The 16630-nt window shown below is 59.4% G+C and carries 23 protein-coding genes; 2 read left to right on the top strand and 21 right to left on the bottom strand.

Going from position 1 to position 16630, the window contains the following annotated elements:
* Window positions 1-19: 19 nt before the first annotated feature.
* From rplX to WKS99_RS10600, 19 genes are all read right to left on the bottom strand, one after another.
* The gene (rplX, locus tag WKS99_RS10690) at window positions 20-337 is read right to left on the bottom strand and encodes a 50S ribosomal protein L24 (protein WP_147572416.1); all 318 of its coding nucleotides are present in this window, start codon (window positions 335-337) and stop codon (window positions 20-22) included.
* A gap of 15 nt (window positions 338-352) precedes the next feature.
* Entirely contained in the window at window positions 353-721 is a 369-nt protein-coding gene (gene rplN, locus WKS99_RS10685) for a 50S ribosomal protein L14 (protein ID WP_147572417.1), read from the bottom strand.
* Between the two features lie 12 nt (window positions 722-733).
* Entirely contained in the window at window positions 734-994 is a 261-nt protein-coding gene (gene rpsQ, locus WKS99_RS10680; protein ID WP_023346506.1) for a 30S ribosomal protein S17, read from the bottom strand.
* 15 nt (window positions 995-1009) lie between these two features.
* Window positions 1010-1207 carry a 50S ribosomal protein L29 gene (gene rpmC, locus WKS99_RS10675; RefSeq protein WP_147572418.1) on the bottom strand — a complete coding sequence of 66 codons (198 nt, stop codon included), beginning with the start codon at window positions 1205-1207 and terminating at the stop codon, window positions 1010-1012.
* On the bottom strand, window positions 1207-1638 hold the full coding sequence (rplP, locus tag WKS99_RS10670; RefSeq protein ID WP_147572419.1) for a 50S ribosomal protein L16: 432 nt from the start codon (window positions 1636-1638) through the stop codon (window positions 1207-1209). The genes rpmC and rplP overlap by 1 nt, the downstream gene beginning before the upstream one ends.
* Window positions 1638-2486 carry a 30S ribosomal protein S3 gene (rpsC, locus tag WKS99_RS10665; RefSeq protein ID WP_147572420.1) on the bottom strand — a complete coding sequence of 283 codons (849 nt, stop codon included), beginning with the start codon at window positions 2484-2486 and terminating at the stop codon, window positions 1638-1640. Before rpsC ends, rplP begins: the two co-directional genes overlap by 1 nt.
* Before the next feature lie 15 nt (window positions 2487-2501).
* Window positions 2502-2834, bottom strand: a complete 333-nt coding sequence (gene rplV / locus WKS99_RS10660) for a 50S ribosomal protein L22 (protein WP_147572421.1) — start codon at window positions 2832-2834, stop codon at window positions 2502-2504.
* Window positions 2835-2846: 12 nt separating this feature from the next.
* Window positions 2847-3119: a 30S ribosomal protein S19 gene (rpsS, locus tag WKS99_RS10655; RefSeq protein WP_147572422.1), complete on the bottom strand. Its 273-nt coding sequence runs from the start codon at window positions 3117-3119 to the stop codon at window positions 2847-2849.
* A gap of 14 nt (window positions 3120-3133) precedes the next feature.
* Complete coding sequence (gene rplB, locus WKS99_RS10650; RefSeq protein ID WP_147572423.1) at window positions 3134-3967, bottom strand: 50S ribosomal protein L2; 834 nt, start codon at window positions 3965-3967, stop codon at window positions 3134-3136.
* Between the two features lie 14 nt (window positions 3968-3981).
* Window positions 3982-4281, bottom strand: a complete 300-nt coding sequence (gene rplW, locus WKS99_RS10645; protein ID WP_340405921.1) for a 50S ribosomal protein L23 — start codon at window positions 4279-4281, stop codon at window positions 3982-3984.
* Window positions 4281-4901, bottom strand: coding sequence for a 50S ribosomal protein L4 (gene rplD / locus WKS99_RS10640; protein ID WP_186852898.1), 621 nt, complete (start codon window positions 4899-4901; stop codon window positions 4281-4283). The genes rplW and rplD overlap by 1 nt, the downstream gene beginning before the upstream one ends.
* 19 nt (window positions 4902-4920) lie before the next feature.
* On the bottom strand, window positions 4921-5649 hold the full coding sequence (rplC, locus tag WKS99_RS10635; RefSeq protein WP_186852899.1) for a 50S ribosomal protein L3: 729 nt from the start codon (window positions 5647-5649) through the stop codon (window positions 4921-4923).
* 262 nt (window positions 5650-5911) lie between these two features.
* Window positions 5912-6223, bottom strand: a complete 312-nt coding sequence (gene rpsJ / locus WKS99_RS10630; protein ID WP_147572427.1) for a 30S ribosomal protein S10 — start codon at window positions 6221-6223, stop codon at window positions 5912-5914.
* A gap of 432 nt (window positions 6224-6655) precedes the next feature.
* Window positions 6656-7360, bottom strand: a complete 705-nt coding sequence (locus tag WKS99_RS10625; protein ID WP_340405920.1) for a hypothetical protein — start codon at window positions 7358-7360, stop codon at window positions 6656-6658.
* Window positions 7357-8199 (bottom strand): permease prefix domain 1-containing protein, encoded by an 843-nt coding sequence (locus tag WKS99_RS10620; protein WP_340405919.1) that lies wholly within the window; start codon window positions 8197-8199, stop codon window positions 7357-7359. The genes WKS99_RS10625 and WKS99_RS10620 overlap by 4 nt, the downstream gene beginning before the upstream one ends.
* 14 nt (window positions 8200-8213) lie before the next feature.
* Window positions 8214-8579, bottom strand: coding sequence for a permease prefix domain 1-containing protein (locus tag WKS99_RS10615; RefSeq protein ID WP_340405918.1), 366 nt, complete (start codon window positions 8577-8579; stop codon window positions 8214-8216).
* A gap of 4 nt (window positions 8580-8583) precedes the next feature.
* On the bottom strand, window positions 8584-9249 hold the full coding sequence (locus WKS99_RS10610; protein ID WP_340405917.1) for a hypothetical protein: 666 nt from the start codon (window positions 9247-9249) through the stop codon (window positions 8584-8586).
* A gap of 11 nt (window positions 9250-9260) precedes the next feature.
* Window positions 9261-9620, bottom strand: coding sequence for a PadR family transcriptional regulator (locus WKS99_RS10605; protein ID WP_317246513.1), 360 nt, complete (start codon window positions 9618-9620; stop codon window positions 9261-9263).
* Between the two features lie 151 nt (window positions 9621-9771).
* Window positions 9772-11220, bottom strand: a complete 1449-nt coding sequence (locus tag WKS99_RS10600; RefSeq protein WP_262669520.1) for a nicotinate phosphoribosyltransferase — start codon at window positions 11218-11220, stop codon at window positions 9772-9774.
* A gap of 189 nt (window positions 11221-11409) precedes the next feature.
* Between WKS99_RS10600 and rbr the strand changes: the two genes are divergently transcribed.
* Window positions 11410-12012 (top strand): rubrerythrin, encoded by a 603-nt coding sequence (gene rbr, locus WKS99_RS10595; RefSeq protein ID WP_240286421.1) that lies wholly within the window; start codon window positions 11410-11412, stop codon window positions 12010-12012.
* A 43-nt stretch (window positions 12013-12055) separates the two neighbouring features.
* Here rbr and WKS99_RS10590 read toward each other — a convergent pair whose 3' ends face one another.
* On the bottom strand, window positions 12056-13579 hold the full coding sequence (locus WKS99_RS10590; protein WP_147572433.1) for a peptidoglycan DD-metalloendopeptidase family protein: 1524 nt from the start codon (window positions 13577-13579) through the stop codon (window positions 12056-12058).
* 314 nt (window positions 13580-13893) lie between these two features.
* Window positions 13894-14184: a hypothetical protein gene (locus WKS99_RS10585; protein ID WP_147572434.1), complete on the bottom strand. Its 291-nt coding sequence runs from the start codon at window positions 14182-14184 to the stop codon at window positions 13894-13896.
* A 541-nt stretch (window positions 14185-14725) separates the two neighbouring features.
* On the opposite strand from WKS99_RS10585, the gene typA reads away from it, so the two are divergent.
* Entirely contained in the window at window positions 14726-16555 is a 1830-nt protein-coding gene (gene typA, locus WKS99_RS10580) for a translational GTPase TypA (protein WP_147572435.1), read from the top strand.
* The last annotated feature ends 75 nt before the right edge of the window (window positions 16556-16630 follow it).

The raw sequence follows: 16630 nt of genomic DNA, 5'->3' as shown, positions 1-16630 counted from the left end.
TCGAATCGTTCCTCCTCTCTTAAATCTCGGCGCCGCACTTCTTGCAGACGCGGACCTTCTTGCCGTCAGCCAGCAACTTGTGGGCCGGACGGGTGGGCTTGTTGCACTTGGGGCAGACACGCTGCACCTTGCAGGCGTAGAGGGGAGCCTCTTTCTGCAGGATACCGCCCTGATCGCCCTGCTTGCGTGGCTTGGTGTGGCGAGAGACCATGTTGATCTTCTCAACAATGACCTTGCCGTCCTTGGGCATGACCTCCAGGACCTTGCCCTGCTTGCCCTTGTCCTTGCCGGACAGGACGACAACCAGGTCGTCCTTCTTGATGCTCATCTTATTCATCTTCATTGCCCTCCCTTACAGCACTTCGGGAGCCAGGGACAAGATCTTCATATAGTCCTTGTCGCGCAGCTCACGGGCCACTGGGCCAAAGATACGGGTGCCGCGGGGATTCTTATCGTCCTTGATGAGGACGGCGGCGTTGTCGTCGAAACGGACATAGGAGCCGTCGGCGCGGCGGACGCCCTTGGCGGAACGGACGATGACGGCCTTGACCACTTCGCCCTTCTTAACAGTGCCGCCGGGAGCGGCCTTGCGGACGGAGGCGACCACCACATCACCGATGTTGCCGAACTTGCGCTTGGAGCCGCCCAGCACCCGGATGGTCTTGATCTCCTTGGCGCCGGTATTATCGGCCACCTTCAGATAGCTTTCTTCCTGAATCATACCGACACCTCCTTACTTCGCTTTCTCGATGATCTCAACCACGCGCCAGCGCTTGTCCTTGGACAAGGGGCGGGTCTCCATGACCTTGACGCGGTCACCCACGCCACACTGGTTGTTCTCATCATGGGCCTTCAGCTTATAGGTTCTCTTCACGATCTTCTTATACAGAGGATGGGCCACGCGGTCGGCGATGGCGACCACAACGGTCTTATCCATCTTGTCCGAAACCACCAGGCCGACTCTGGTCTTACGAGAAGAAGTTCTGTTTTCCATCTTCTATTCCTCCTCTTAGCGGCCGGCGAGCTGCTGCTCGCGAATGATGGTCTTGACCCGGGCGATATCCTTCTTGACCTCAGCGATCCGGATCGGATTATCGAGCTGGTTGGTGGCGTGCTGGAGGCGCAGGTTGAACAGATCTTTCTTCAGATCCTTCAGCTTGTTCTCAAGCTCCGCTGCAGACATCTTACGGACTTCATTGGCCTTCATTACGCTTCACCACCCTTCTCGGTCTCTTCACGCTTGACGATTTTGCACTTGACAGGCAGCTTGTGGCTGGCCAGGCGCAGGGCCTCACGGGCAGTTTCCTCAGAAACGCCGGCGATCTCGAACATCACACGGCCGGGTTTGACCACGGCCACCCAGTACTCAGGGGAGCCCTTACCGGAGCCCATGCGGGTCTCGGCGGGCTTCTCAGTCACGGGCTTGTCGGGGAAGATCTTGATCCAGACCTTACCACCACGCTTGGTATAACGGGTCATGGCAATACGGGCAGCCTCGATCTGATTGCTGGTGATCCACGCGGGCTCAATAGCCTGCAGGCCAAACTCACCGTAGGCGATGGTGTTGCCGCGCATGGCCTTGCCCTTCATGCGTCCGCGGTGGACGCGGCGGTACTTTACGCGCTTAGGGAGCAGCATTACTGAGCGCCTCCTTCCTTAGGAGTGTTGGCCTGACCGGCGGGGCGGGGGCCACGGTTGAATCCGCCGTTCTGGCGGTCACGATTGAACCCGCCCTGGCGGTCACGGTTGAAGCCGCCCTGACGGCGGTCACCATCCCGGCGGTCACGGCGGGGACGGTCACGGCGCTCCTGGTAGGGCTTGCTGGTATCCAGAGTGCGGGGGGTGGTACGCAGGGCCTGAGTGAGCACCTCGCCCTTGTAGATCCACACCTTCACGCCGATGCGTCCGTAGGTAGTGGCAGCCTCAGCAAAGCCGTAGTCGATGTCGGCCCGGAGGGTCTGCAGGGGAATGGTGCCGTCGTGATAGTGCTCGGTGCGGGCGATCTCAGCGCCGCCCAGACGGCCGGAGCAGGAGGTCTTGATGCCCTTGGCGCCGGCGCGCATGGCGCGGCCCATAGCGTTCTTCATCGCCCGGCGGAAGCCGATCCGCTTCTCCAGCTGCTGGGCGATGTTCTCAGCCACCAGCTGGGCATTGGTATCGGCATCACGAACCTCTACGATCTTCAGATCCACAGGCTTGCCGGTCATCTTGACCAGCTGGGCCTCGATCTTCTTGATGTCCTCGCCGCCCTTGCCGATGACCACGCCGGGGCGGGCACAGTGCAGGTAAATGCGGGTCTTGGCGTTGTCCCGCTCGATCTCGATCTTGGGGATACCGGCGCCGTAGAGGGTCTTCTTCAGGTAGTCACGGATCTTCTTGTCCTCCACCAGCAGGTCGCCCACCTTCTCGTTGCGGGCATACCAGCGGGAGTCCCAATCCTTAATGACACCCACGCGCAGTCCGTGGGGATTAACTTTCTGTCCCATATTGTTCCTCCTCCCTTAGCGCTCGCTCACAACAATGGTGACGTGAGAAGTGCGCTTGTTGATCCGGTACGCGCGGCCCTGAGCCCTGGGCATGATGCGCTTGATAATGGGGCCGGGGTTGGCGTAGCAGGCGGACACATACAGCTTCTCAGGGTCCATCTGGTGGTTGTTCTCCGCGTTGGCGGCGGCGCTCTTCAGCAGCTTGAGCACAGGCTCAGAGGCGGCCTTGGGGGTCTGCAGCAGGATGGCGGTGGCGGTACCCACATCCTTGCCCCGGATCAGGTCCAGGACGATCTTCACCTTACGGGGAGAGATCCGCAGATATTTCAGATTTGCTTTCGCTTCCATGCTCTCTCCTCCTTACTTACCGGTCTTGCTGCCCGCGTGGCCCTTGAAGGTGCGGGTGGGCACAAACTCGCCCAGCTTGTGGCCGACCATGTCCTCGGTGACATAGACGGGCACGTGCTTGCGGCCGTCGTGTACAGCAAAGGTGTGTCCAACGAAAGAGGGGAAGATGGTGGAGGCGCGGCTCCAGGTCTTCAGGACCTTCTTTTCGTTCTTTTCATTCATCTCATCGACCCGCTTCAGCAGCTCGGGGGCGCAAAAGGGGCCTTTCTTAATGCTTCTGCTCATCTTTCACAGCCTCCTTACTTGGCATTGCGGCGCTTGACGATGAACTTATCAGTGCGGTTCTTCGTCTTGCGGGTCTTGTAGCCCAGGGCGGGCTTGCCCCAGGGGGTGACAGGGCCGGGACGGCCGACGGGGCTCTTGCCCTCACCACCGCCGTGGGGGTGGTCATTGGGGTTCATAACAGAGCCGCGGACGGTGGGCCGCCAACCCATGTGGCGCTTGCGGCCGGCCTTACCGATCTGGATGTTGGCCCAGTCGGTGTTGCCCACCTGGCCGATGGTGGCCTTGCAGTTCTCGCGGACATAACGCACCTCGCCGGAGGGCAGGCGGATCTGAGCCATGCCGTTCTCCTTGGCCATCAGCTGGGCGGCCACGCCGGCGGCGCGGACCAGCTGGGCGCCCTTGCCGGGGTACAGCTCGATGTTGTGGATCTCCTCGCCCACAGGGATGTTGGCGATGGGCAGACAGTTGCCGGGCAGGATGTCGGCGTCGGGGCCGGTCATGATGATGTGGCCGGCCTTCAGGCCGTTGGGGGCCAGAATATAGCGGCGCTCGCCATCCTCATACTCGATCAGGGCGATGTTAGCGGAGCGGTTGGGGTCATACTGCAGATTGACCACAGTTGCCTTGCCCTCTTTATCCCGCTTAAAATCGATCACACGATACTTCTGCTTGTTTCCGCCGCCGTGGTGACGGACGGTGATGCGGCCATAGCTGTTGCGACCGGCGTGCTTCTTCAGCACTTCGGTCAGGGCACGCTCGGGCTTAGCCTTCTTATCGATCCCCTCGAAGGCGGACACAGTCATGTGACGGCGGGAGGGGGTTGTGGGCTTAAAAGTCTTAATAGCCATTTCTCAATTCCTCCTTACACCATACCCTCGAAGAACTCGATGGGCTTGGAGTCGGCGGTCAGGGTGACCATGGCCTTCTTCCAGCTGGGCCGGCGGCCGGCGGGGCGCATCCCCATCCGCTTCTCCTTACCCTGCATGTTCAGGGTGTTGACCTTGGCGACCTTGACGCCGAAGATCTCCTCAATCGCCTTGGCGATCTCGATCTTGTTGGCGGTCTTGGCGACCTCGAAGGTGTAGCGCTTCATCTCAGTCTGCTCCATGGACTGCTCGGTGATGATGGGGCGCTTGATGATGTCATAAGCAGTGGTAGCCATTACGCATACACCTCCTCGATGATAGCCAGGGCAGCCTTGTCAATGACCAGCTGCTTGGCGTTTACGATGTCATAGACGCTGAGGATCTTGGCGGTGGTGGTGACCACGCCGGGGATGTTCCGGGCGGACTTGACCACAATCTGATCCACCTCAGGGGTGATGACCACGGACTTGGAGGCGCCGATGCTGTTGAGCATCTCCTTCATGGCCTTGGTCTTGATCTCCTCCAGCTTCAGACCGTCTACCACCAGAACGGCGCCCTGGGCAGCCTTGGCGGACAGAGCGGACTTAAGAGCCAGACGCTTGACCTTCTTATTCAGAGTATAGCTGTAATCCCGGGGCTTGGGGGCAAACACGATGCCGCCGTGGGTCCACTGGGGAGCCCGGGTGGAGCCCTGACGGGCGTGACCGGTGCCCTTCTGACGCCAGGGCTTCTTGCCGCCGCCGGAAACCTCGGCGCGGGTCAAAGCGCTCTGGGTGCCCTGACGGCAGTTAGCCAGGTGGTTCTTGACCACCTCGTGGACCACAGCCTGGTTGGGCTCGATCCCGAACACGGCCTCGGAGAGCTCGATCTCGCCGACCTGCTGACCGGCCATGTTGAACACGTTAGCTTTAGGCATGACTCAATCTCTCCTTTCCTTACTTGTTGCGGGCGGAAGCCTTCTGCGGGTTGACACGGGCGGAAGCCTTCTGCGGGTTGACGCGGCCGATCTCGGCGGCCTTCTTCTCCACGTTGGTCTTGACGGTGCTCTTCACAAAGACCACGCCGCCCTTGGGGCCGGGGATGGCTCCACGCACGGCGATGAGGCCCAGCTCCTCGTCCACCTGGACCACGTCCAGATTCTGGACGGTGACCTGTACGTTGCCCATCTGTCCGGCGCCGTCGCGGCCCTTATAGATGTGGCCGGGGGTGGTGCCGGCGCCCAGAGAGCCCTGGTGACGGTGGACAGGGCCGCCGCCGTGGGTCATGCGCTTGATGGCGGCGCCGTGGCGCTTGACAACGCCCTGGAAGCCGTGGCCCTTGCTGATGCCGGTGACGTCAACAAAGTCGCCGGCGGCAAAGATGTTGGCGGTCAGCTGATCGCCCACCTCGAACTTGGAGCAGTCGTTGAGGGCAAACTCCTTGAGGACCTTCTTCAGCTCCTCCAGTCCGGCCTTCTTCTGGTGGCCCAGCTCGGGCTTGGTGAGCTTGCGCTCAGGAACGGTCTGATAACCCAGCTGAATGGCCTCATAGCCATCCTTCTCGGCGGTCTTCTTCTGCACCACAGTGCAGGGGCCGGCCTGGATCAGGGTGACGGGAATCACCTTGCCAGCCTCATCGAAGATCTGGGTCATGCCGATCTTTTTGCCGATGATCGCTTTCTCCATGTTGGATTTCCTCCTATAAAGGTTATTGGTTGAAAAACTTGGGGCATTGGGCTCCTATTGGTTTTCCAACTTGACCCGCCTGTCTCAATAGGCGACAGGCAGCGGGTACACATCGTCAAAGCAAAGTTCGCTAAACTCCGTTTCCGCCTGCGGCGAAAACCTCGTTCGCTTCCTTGCTTTTCCTCTCCAAACCGAACCCGCTATCGCCGGGCTTCGGTTTGGTCGCGCGGCTGCGCCGCACATTTTTGAGACCAAGCCTTAATTACAGCTTAATTTCAATCTCCACACCAGCGGGCAGCTCCAGGCTCATCAGGGCCTCGACAGTTTTCTGGGAGGGCTTGATCACGTCGATCAGGCGCTTGTGGGTGCGGCGCTCAAACTGCTCGCGGCTGTCCTTATACTTGTGTACAGCCCGCAGGATGGTAACGACCTCTTTCTTGGTAGGCAGGGGAATGGGGCCGGAAACGGCGGCGCCGGTACGCTTGGCGGTTTCCACGATCTTCTCAGCGGACTGATCGATCAGCTGATGATCGTAGGCCTTCAGACGGATGCGGATCATTTCTTTCTGAGCCATTTTGGGTTTCCTCCTTAAATACATACGAAAGTTGACTTTGTCCAGCCTTCGTACGGTGAGAGCCCTTTCGTGTTACCACGCTTTCGTGCGTATCACTCCCGGCCACAAAAAAACCGGCATGATGACAGGCCGGTTCCTTCCCGCCAGACGATATACGCCGTGGCACGAAGCTCTCAGCCGCCCGATTATCGGACATACTCCGCGGAAGTTACCTCATTTCTGAGCAATCTCCCGCATCATCGCAGACTGCGCCCTAGCAGGCGCTTGGTTATCATACAACAACACCGCCGTGTGTGTCAAGCATTTTTTAAAAATTTTTTTGTCGTTTTCTTCCGGCCCCTTTTCCGGTCTTTTCATGCACTATATCTTGTATCTTTCTTCCATCTGTCACGCAACGCCAAAAGGAGAGAGGGGCGCTTCGGCCCCTCTCCTTTACATCGGCTCCGGCAGGACGCCTTCCCGCTCCAGCAGAAGTTCCCCACCCTCGCCGTACAGCCGCAGGGCATAAGATGCCCCCGCATACCAGTCTTGGGAATATGCCCCCTCCGGGGACTTCATGGAAAACAGCCACAGCCCCTCCTCCAGACAGATGCCTTCCTGGGCATAACGGGCGAATCTCTCGCCTCCCAAAAGCACCGTGTCTACATCCAGCTCCGTCCGGGTGGTTTCTCCGGGGATCTGATAAAACAGGAGATTGCATCCGCTCATCCATACCTTTCCGGGCTCCGGGACCCAGGCGATCACGCTGTTAATCGGGATTGGGGTCGGTCCCTTGCCCAGAGGGACGACATTCATTATGTGCTTCCCAGGCGCATACAGCGTGGCGGCGTATACCTGATCCTTTATCGTTCCCGCCACAAACGGCTGGAACACACTGAGGTAAGTTCCATCCCGGCTTTTAATCTCTTCAACATCCCCGATGTTCCAGAAGCCCGTCTGATACACAATCTCGCTCCGTGGCAGCAGATACTGCCGCTCCAGCCGCCGAAATTCCATCTCCGCCGTGGGCAGGGGACAGCCGTACTGTCCCCAGATCATCAGGGCCAGGGCCGCCGTCAAAAGGAGATTCCGGACCGTCCTTCCCCCGCGCCCCAGCCGGGGGCGGCTGAACCAGAGCTCTCTCCACTTTTTCTTCATGCCGCCCCCTCCTCAAGGTCCAAGGTAAAGGTAAATACCGGATCTCCGGGGCCGTAGCTCAGATAAATGGTTTCCGCCTGTGGGTCTATTCCCCAGACACGCAGGGTATATCCCCGGTGGAAGGGGCCCTTGCCCGCCCCGCCGGACAGGGAACTGAGCAGCCCGCCACTTGGATTCCGGGGAGCATCCAGTCCCAGGCCGTATCTATTCCCCCGGTCGTCAGTGACCGTCATCCACTCCTCCTTCAGGATTCCCAGCGCCCAGAATTTCCAGGTGTCCACCCGGAGATAGAGGTAGAGTACCTGTGTCCCCTCCTCCTCCCAGAGCGCGCCCCGCAGGGCCGAGATCCTCTGCCCCGCCGCCTCCTGCTCCAAGCCGGGGGAGAAGGTAAGGAGCTGGCCGGGATCCTCGCCGTGCAGATAGGTGGTTTCATACCAGTCCATCCGCCCCCGGTCAAAGGGCATAGCGTCAAAGTCCCAAAACTCCGCATCTGAGTCGTCCCCCAGAAAGGCATCGTCCCCCAGGGCGAAATTTAGCCCCAGAAAGGCGATGAGAACCAGGGCCAGCAGCACCCCGGAAGCCCGCCACAGCCAGCCCAGCCAGGGCTTATGGACCCTGGCCAGCTCCTTCCCAATCTCCGCCGGATCTCCCATCTCTGACAGGGCCCGTTCCTCCGCCTCCTCGCGGGAGATACCCGGGAAAATCCGCTGAAGGTCCGCCGCCTTGTCCTCCATGTGGGCCTCCAGCTCTTCCCGCACCGCCGCCCGGTCCGGTCCAAAACGGATGCCGCCCACCGCCGTGTCCAGCCACCTGACGGCGGCCTCATTTCTTCTTTCCATCGTTCCCCCCCGCTTTATCCTCTCAGCGCCCCGGCCCACAGCAGATCCCAGGCCACGGGCAGCACAATAACCGCCTCCACCGCCAGCAGGAGCAGCGCGGCCAGGGCCAGAAACCTGGAGAACTGCCACAGCCAGCCCAGCCAGGGCTTGTGGATCCTGGCCAGCTTCTTCCCGATCTCCGCCGGATCTCCCATCTCTGACAGGGTCCGTTCCTCCGCCTCCTCGCGGGAGATATCCGGAAAAATCCGCTGAAGGTCCGCCGCCTTGTCCTCCATGTGGGCCTCCAGCTCCGCCCGGACCGCCGCCCGGTCCGGTCCAAAGCGGATGCCGGACACCGCTTGATCGAGCCACCGGTCTATCGGCACGTTTCCCCGCTCCACTCCCTCACCTCCATTGGTCGGTCAGACTGCCCCGGACTTGCTCCAACACAGTACCCTCGCTGTCCAACAGCTCCAGGATATAGGGAAAATCGGAACCTCCGTTGACCTCCGTCACCTGACGGGGAATGGTGGTCAGAATCACCCGGTCGTCGGATTCCCGGTCGCTGGTGCCATAGGAAAGGCCGCCTCCCCGGAAATCCAGAATGGACTTGACGGCAGCCGCCTCCTCAGGCAGATCCATCGCCGCCATCCACGCCCCGATGAGGGGATTTTCCGGAATGATCCCACCATTTCCCGGCTCTGCCAGGTAAACCAGGGCCGGTCCCTGGGGCTCCGGACAACTACTGACCCCGCCGAAATGGGCGTCCCCTTCATAGGTAGTCAGATAACCCCTCCACAGCCGGCCTCCGCCCCGAGCCAGCACCATTGGCAGGCTGTATTCATAGAGGGGAAAATGGCCGCCGTCGCCAGACTCACAGGCTATGGCTCCCGCCCACAGCACCTCGATCCGCTCCACTCCAGCCCGCCGGGCCTCTGCCCGAATCTGCCCCTCGATAATCCACAGTGGTATCTTAGGCAAAGCGACCCAAACGGCCACAGCCAGCAGGAAAATTACCACATTTCGCACAGTCCTCTGTCCACGGGTCAACCGAAAGGCGCTTTTCTTCATGGCTGTTCCTCTCACGCCAGCCCCAGGGCGTTGGCCCCGCCGGACAGCACGTCGCTGACGCCCTGACGAAAGTTCTTCCACTCCTCCTTTTTGTCGGCCAGCAGTTCCCGTCCCCGCCTGGTCAGGCGGTAATACTTCCGCTGCCGTCCCGTGGGGGCCTCCTGTTGGTAAGAGGTCAGATACTTGCCCTGCTCCAGGGCATGGAGGATAGGGTAGAGAGTGCCCTCCTTCATCTGAAAGGCATCGTTGGATCGGCGGGCCAGCTCCTCAATCATCTGATAGCCATACATATCTCCGCTCTCCAGCAGGGACAGCACCAGCAGCGTACTGCTCCCCGCCATCAGGCCCTTGTCAAACTTCATTTCGTTCATCCTTTCTTTCCTGGGAAATCTTCCACGCCAAATACCTCGTTTCTCTAGGTATATAATACCTAGAGAAACGAGGTATGTCAAGTGCCTTTTGACAAATATCATAGAAAAACAGCCCTCCGGCCGTTTGGCCGGAGGGCTCATTTGATCCTGTTTACTTCATCTCGTGGCTGTTCAGCAAACCCTGCTTGATATCCCACAGCTTCTGAGACAGGTCCACATAGTAGTTATGGGGGTTCTCGAACCGCTTGACCTCGTCCCACAGGGCATCCACCTGTCGTTGGCAGTAGGCCCGGCTGGTCTGCAGGTCGGGGACCTGGTACACCAGCTCGCCTCCCCGGAACACAGGAACCAGCAGCTCCCGGGCCTCGATGCTGGTAAAGACCTTTCGCTTCCAGGTGGCGTCCGGGTCAAAGAGCTCCAGCGGCTGGTCAAAGTCAAACTCCTCGTCGTGGAGGCAGATCAGGTCGGCCTCCGCCTTTCCTGTGTCCTTGGAGAAAATGCGGTATACTTTCTTAAAATGAGGTGTGGTAATCTTGGCGGCGTTCTCGCTGATCTTGATCTTGGGAATGATATTGCCCTGGTCGTCCTCGATGGCAGCCAGCTTATACACCCCGCCAAAGACAGGCTCGGAGCGGGAGGTAATGAGCCGCTCGCCCACGCCAAAGGAGTCAATACGGGCCCCCTGGCGGACCAAGTCCCGGATGATATACTCGTCCAGGGCATTGGAGGCCACGATCTTGCAGCCGGTCAGCCCCGCCTCGTCCAGCATCTCCCGCGCCTTCTGAGACAGGTAAGTCAAGTCGCCGGAGTCCAGCCGAATCCCACACTTGGTGATCCCCTGGGGCAGCAGGACCTCCTGAAAGGCCCGGATGGCATTGGGCACGCCGGACTTGAGCACGTTATAGGTGTCCACCAGCAGGGTGGCGTTGTTGGGGTAGAGCTGGCAGTACGTCTTAAACGCGGTGTACTCGTCGGGGAACATCTGGACCCAGGAGTGGGCCATGGTGCCGGTGGCGGGGGAGCCATACCACTGGTCGGCCATGGTGCAGGCCGTGGCCGAGCAGCCGGCGATATAACTGGCACGGGCGCCCAGCAGGGCGCCGTCCGGCCCGTGGGCCCGGCGGGAGCCAAATTCCGCCACAGGCCGGCCCTCCGCCGCCCGAACGATACGGTTGGATTTGGTGGCGATCAGGGATTGGTGGTTCAGGGTGAGCAGCAGGAAGGTTTCGATAAACTGGGCCTGGATAGCGGGTGCCCGAACAGTGAGCAGGGGCTCGCCGGGGAATACGGGGGTGCCCTCCGGCACGGCCCAGATGTCGCCGGTAAACCGGAAGTCCCGGAGGAAGTCGAGGAACTCCTCGCTGAAGCAGCCCTTGCTCCGAAGATAGCCCAGGTCCTCCTCGTCAAAGCGCAGCTCCTGGATATACTCGACGACTTGGGCCAGGCCGGCGGCCAGGGCAAAGCCGCCCTTGTCGGGGACCGAGCGATAGAACACGTCAAAATAGCAGATCCGGTCGGCCAGCCCGGTCTGGAAGTAGCCGTTGGCCATCGTCAGCTCGTAGAAGTCGCAGAGCATGGTCAAGTTGGTCTTTGCTTTCATTTGAGAAAGCCTCCTTAGTTTCGGGTGACAAGACACCCCGTCATTGCTCCTATTATAATGCCCCTCTACGGAAAAGGCAAGAAAAAGGCCAAAAAAAGCCCAGGACATCCCGCTCTTGCCGGGAGTAAAGGTTCCGCTCCCTGGGCATACTGTGGGGGAATCCATATTTTATACCGAGGAGGGAGCTTTATGTCCGACAATATGCAGGCCTTTGCCCACAGCCAGACCAGGGAGAACCTGATGCGTGCTTTCGCGGGGGAGAGCCAGGCCCGGAACCGTTATACCATCGCCGCCGGCATTGCCCACAAGGAGGGGCTGGAGGTGCTCCGGGGTGTCTTTTTGTTCACCGCCGACCAGGAAAAGACCCACGCCAAGCAGTTCTATGGCCAACTGGCCCAGCTTAACGGCCAGACCATCCAGATCGACGGCACCTACCCCGTGGACCTGTATGACAACCTGCTGGCCCATCTGCGGGCGGCCCAGCATAACGAGTATCAGGAGTGGGAGCACGACTACCAGCACTTTGCCCAGGTGGCCATGTCCGAGGGCTTCCCCCTGGTCGGTAAGCTATTTGAGAATATCGCGCGGGTAGAGCAGACTCACGGAGACCGGTTCGGAAAATTCGCTGACCTGCTGGAGAAAGGCCAGTTGTTCTTTTCTGACGTGGAAGTGCAATGGACCTGCCTCCACTGTGGCTGGGTAGTCACCTCCACGGCCGCCCCGGCTCAGTGTCCTGTCTGCCGCCATCCCCAGGGCTATTTTGTCCGGGTGGAGCTGGCCCCCTGGAACTAAAAAGGCACAAAGAGGCCGCGGTCTATAAAGACCGCGGCCTTTTTTATTTCAGATAATTCAAGGGGTTAACAGCGCTGCCGTTCACGCGGACCTCGAAGTGGCAGTGATTGCCAGTGGACCGGCCAGTGCTGCCCGCCTTGGCGATAACTTGGCCCTGGTACACCTTCTCCCCAGCGGAGACCAGAAGGGAGGAGTTATGGGCGTAATAGGTCTGCGTCCCGTTGTCGTGGGTGATAATGACCAGATTGCCGTAGGTACCCTTCCAGCCCGCGAAGGTGACGGTTCCGCCGTCCGCTGCCTTGATGGAGGCGCCGTAGCTGGCCTTGATATCCAGACCTGAGTGGTAACTGTAACTGCCAAAAATATATCGGCCGCCGAAGTAGGAGTTGATCTTCCCCTTAATGGGCCAGATGAAATAGCCCTTGGAGGCTGTCTTAGGCTTCTCCTTGGTCCCCACCGCTTTAATGGTGGTGGTGGGCTCCCGGAGCGTGGTGGAGCTCTGGATGTCCCGCTCCTTCTCCACGCCGTTCACATAGGTAACGGTGGCCTCTACCAGCGCCTCGCCCTCCTCGCCCTGAACGAGGATCTTGGAGTCCCCCTTATACATGGAGCTGTCCTCCTGGGTCTCCACGGGGCAGGCGATGGCCTCGTGATAGGTGACCTCTTCCACGGTCTCCACCGATACGGTGGGGATGACCTCCTTCACGTTGACCACGTCTCCGATCATCAGCCGGTTGATATCCGCCTGGGGATTGAGGGCCATCAGATCACTGAGGGACATGTCGTTGGCGTAGGCGATGCCGTTATAGGTATCCCCCTTGACCACGGTGTAAGTGGTCTCGCCGGTGGTATTGGCCGTCAGGGCCTGGTGCATCTCCTCGACAGTCATCATATTGTCGGCGGAGTAGATATAGTCTACCGATACATCCTCCACGAAGTCAGCGGATACGGTATTCTCTGTGACGTACTGGTCCTGCATCTGGTCCAGCATCTCGTTGAGGGCAGCCTCGTCCTTGACCACGCCGATGACCTCTCCATCCACGGACACCTGGTATTTGCGCAGATGGTCGCTGACCGAGTTGAGCTGGTCGTAAAAGTAATTTTCGATCTCCTTTTCTCCGTCCAGCTCGGTCTTCAGCGTCAGGGTAAACTGATAGTCGATGTCCCCTTCCACCTGGTAGTCATAGCCCAGCAGGGAGGATCCCTCCGCCTCCACCTCCTGAATGGCGGCGGATACGATATCCTGGTCGGCCACCACGCCCACCTTCTCTCCGTCTACGGTGACGGCGTAACTGGAGGAGTAGAGAGTGGTGATGGTCAGCGCCAGCCCTAGGGCAGCGGACACACCCAAAAAGGAGGCGGGCCCCACAGTCCACCGGCCGCCCGATTCGCTGTGGAGCACATGGACCCAGCGGCGGAAATGGATGCGGGCCCACTCGCCCGTCCCTTTGCACTGGCGGATCAGTCCAAGACGGAGCTGCGCCCAGTTGATCTTTTCCTTTGGCTGCTTTTGATTTGGCCGCGGACCGGAGGACCTCCTCCGTGACCGCTCCCGATATTCGCTCATGGTATCCCTCGCAATCGACGACGCGAAAAAATTACAGATCGGATAAAAGAGTTACAATTTGGTTACAAAGTAGAATATACACGGTTTCCGCCGTCACGTCAACCCCTTTGCCAAAACTCGACGAGTTCGTTTTCCTCAATCGGGGGGAATTTTATAGCCCGGCATCCGCAATAAAATATTGTATTTTTTCTTTCCATCGGCGGAAATTACCACAAAAAGGCGGGGGCCGCCCAAAATTGGAGCGGCCTCCGCCAAAATTTCAGTGATTTTGCCGGGATGAGGGAAGAAATGAGCGGGAAGCATCCAAAACGGCCTTACACCGCCAGCACACGAAGGGTAAACGTCAGTGTCATGAGGAGCACGCCCATGCTGGCACAAATATCCAGCGCCCAAGCCCGGCGGGCCGCCCTGTTGGAGTTCCGGGCACGTCGGTCCTGAACTGCCACCAGATGCAGGCGGGGCGCTTCCGGTTCCTCCCGCTCCTCCGGCAGAGGGGCCAAGTTGCCCTCTCTAGTCAGGGCTAGCTTCCGGCGGTACTCCTCCAGATCTACCACATTTCCTGTGTGGCGGACAAAATGGGTGGTAGTATAATAGATCGTCTGCATCCAAGATCCCTCCTAACGCTTTGAACCTACTATAAGAAATAAAACGTCCTATAAAACGGACTTTTTTCAGTCTCTCCAAAACGGAACAAATGTTCTGTTTTAAAAATACAACAGATGTTCGAGTCTGTCAAGACATTTTTCGAACATTTTTTCGATTTTCTGGGTGCCCCTTCCAGGGAAGTAGTAGGGCCTTTCTATTTAGTCAGACGAAAATTGACGAAAAAGGTTTCCTTTCTTTGCGAAAAACCTGTAACATGGTGCCAACGATTGTAGATAGAGTCTGATTTTTTTGGAAAGCCGTTGCTTTTTTTTCGGATTGGAGATATAATACCACGTCTGAAACTCAAGCTTCCTCTGCCACATGGAACAAGTCCCTCCTGTGACCCTGTGTCTCGGAGAAATTATTAATGGATGTTGGGCGGGCGCTGGTCTCTCCACCGACGAGCTCCTGCCCCGCGCAGTATTTTATACACGCCATTCGGCGCGCCCCATGGGCAATAGGGCTCCGAGTGGTTTTGCCATAGGTAAGGAGAATCACTGCATGAAAAATGAAAAGTTGAGAAATGTCGCCATCATCGCCCACGTGGACCACGGCAAGACCACCCTGGTGGACGAGCTGTTGAAGCAGTCCGGTGTCTACCGGGAAAATCAGGCCGTGGTGGATCGGGTCATGGACTCCAACGACCTGGAGAGGGAGCGGGGCATCACCATTACCGCCAAGAACACCGCCGTCCAGTACGGCGATGTAAAAATCAACATCGTAGACACGCCGGGCCACGCCGACTTTGGCGGCGAGGTGGAGCGCATCTTGAAGATGGTTAACGGAGTCATCCTGCTGGTGGACGCCGCCGAAGGGCCCATGCCCCAGACCCGCTTTGTGCTGTCTAAGGCCCTGGAACTGGGCCACCGGGTCATCGTGGTGGTCAACAAGATCGACCGCCCTGACCAGCGGGTATACGAGGTCATCGACGAGGTGCTGGAGCTGCTGCTGGACCTGGACGCCACCGACGAGCAGTTGGACAGCCCTATGCTGTTCTGCTCCGGCCGGCAAGGCACTGCCTCCGTCCAGCCTGATGTGGCGGGCAGCGACTTGAAGCCCCTGTTTGATACCATCATTGACTACATCCCCGCCCCCGAGGTGGACCTGGAGGCCCCCTTCCAGATGCTGGTGTCCTCCATTGATTATAACGAGTTCGTGGGCCGCATCGCCATCGGCCGGATTGAGCGGGGCACTATCCGCCAAAACCAGGAGATTGCGGTGTGTAACTACCACGACCCGGACGCCGCCCCCAAGAAGGCCAAGGTGTCCGCCCTGTATGAGTTTGACGGCCTGTCCAAGGTGCCCGTCCAGCAGGCGGAGGCGGGCAGCATCGTAGCCATGAGCGGCATTGGGGATATCACCATTGGGGACACCATCTGCGCCCCCGACAAGGTGGAACCCATTGAGTTTGTCAAGATTTCCGCGCCCACCATCGAGATGACTTTCTCCGTCAACGACTCCCCCTTTGCCGGCCGGGAGGGCAAGTTCGTCACCAGCCGGCAACTCCGGGAGCGCCTGTTCCGGGAGACTATGAAGGACGTATCTTTAAAGGTAAGCGAGGTGGAGGGTTCCACCGACTCCTTCAACGTGGCCGGCCGGGGAGAGATGTCCCTGTCCATCCTCATTGAGACCATGCGCCGGGAGGGCTATGAGCTCCAGGTCTCCCCGCCCCGTGTGTTGTACCAGGAGATCGACGGAGTGAAGTGCGAACCCATTGAGCGACTGGTGGTGGACGTCCCCTCTGACTGTGTAGGCGCCGTGATGGAGAAGATCGGCTCCCGGAAGGGGGATCTGGTGGAGATGACCCCTGTGGGCGACCGGATGAAGGTAGAATTTCTGGTCCCCTCCCGCGGGTTGTTCGGCTATCGCAACGAGTTCCTCACTGATACCAAGGGAGAGGGCATCATGGCCTCTGTCTTTGACCGCTACGCCCCCATGAAGGGGGAGATCAGCCGCCGCTCCACCGGCTCGCTGGTGGCCTTCGAGACTGGCGAGGCGGTGACCTACGGCCTGTTTAACGCCCAGGAGCGGGGCCAGCTGTTTATCGGCCCCGGCACCCCTGTCTACGGCGGCATGATCGTGGGCGAGTGCCCCAAGGCGGAGGATATCTCCGTCAATGTCTGCAAGAAGAAGCAGCTGACCAATATGCGGGCCTCCGGCTCTGACGAGGCCCTCCGCCTGGTGCCCCCAAAGGTCCTGTCCCTGGAGCAGTGCCTGGAGTTCCTGGCTGACGACGAGCTGTTGGAGTGTACCCCGGAGAATCTCCGTCTCCGCAAGCGGCTGCTGGACCACGGCGACCGGATGCGGGAGGCTTCCCGAAAGAAGTCCTGACTGCAAAAATAAGCTGCACCGTGTTCTGACGGAGGCCAGAACACGGTGTATTTTATCCTGGAGATAAGAAGAGCG

This window comes from Flintibacter sp. HCN-6482, from assembly GCF_037892565.1.
Classification (GTDB): domain Bacteria; phylum Bacillota; class Clostridia; order Oscillospirales; family Oscillospiraceae; genus Lawsonibacter; species Lawsonibacter aceti.
The sequence above is the reverse complement of the archived record's forward strand: the minus strand, read 5'-3'. Positions and strand labels throughout refer to the sequence as shown.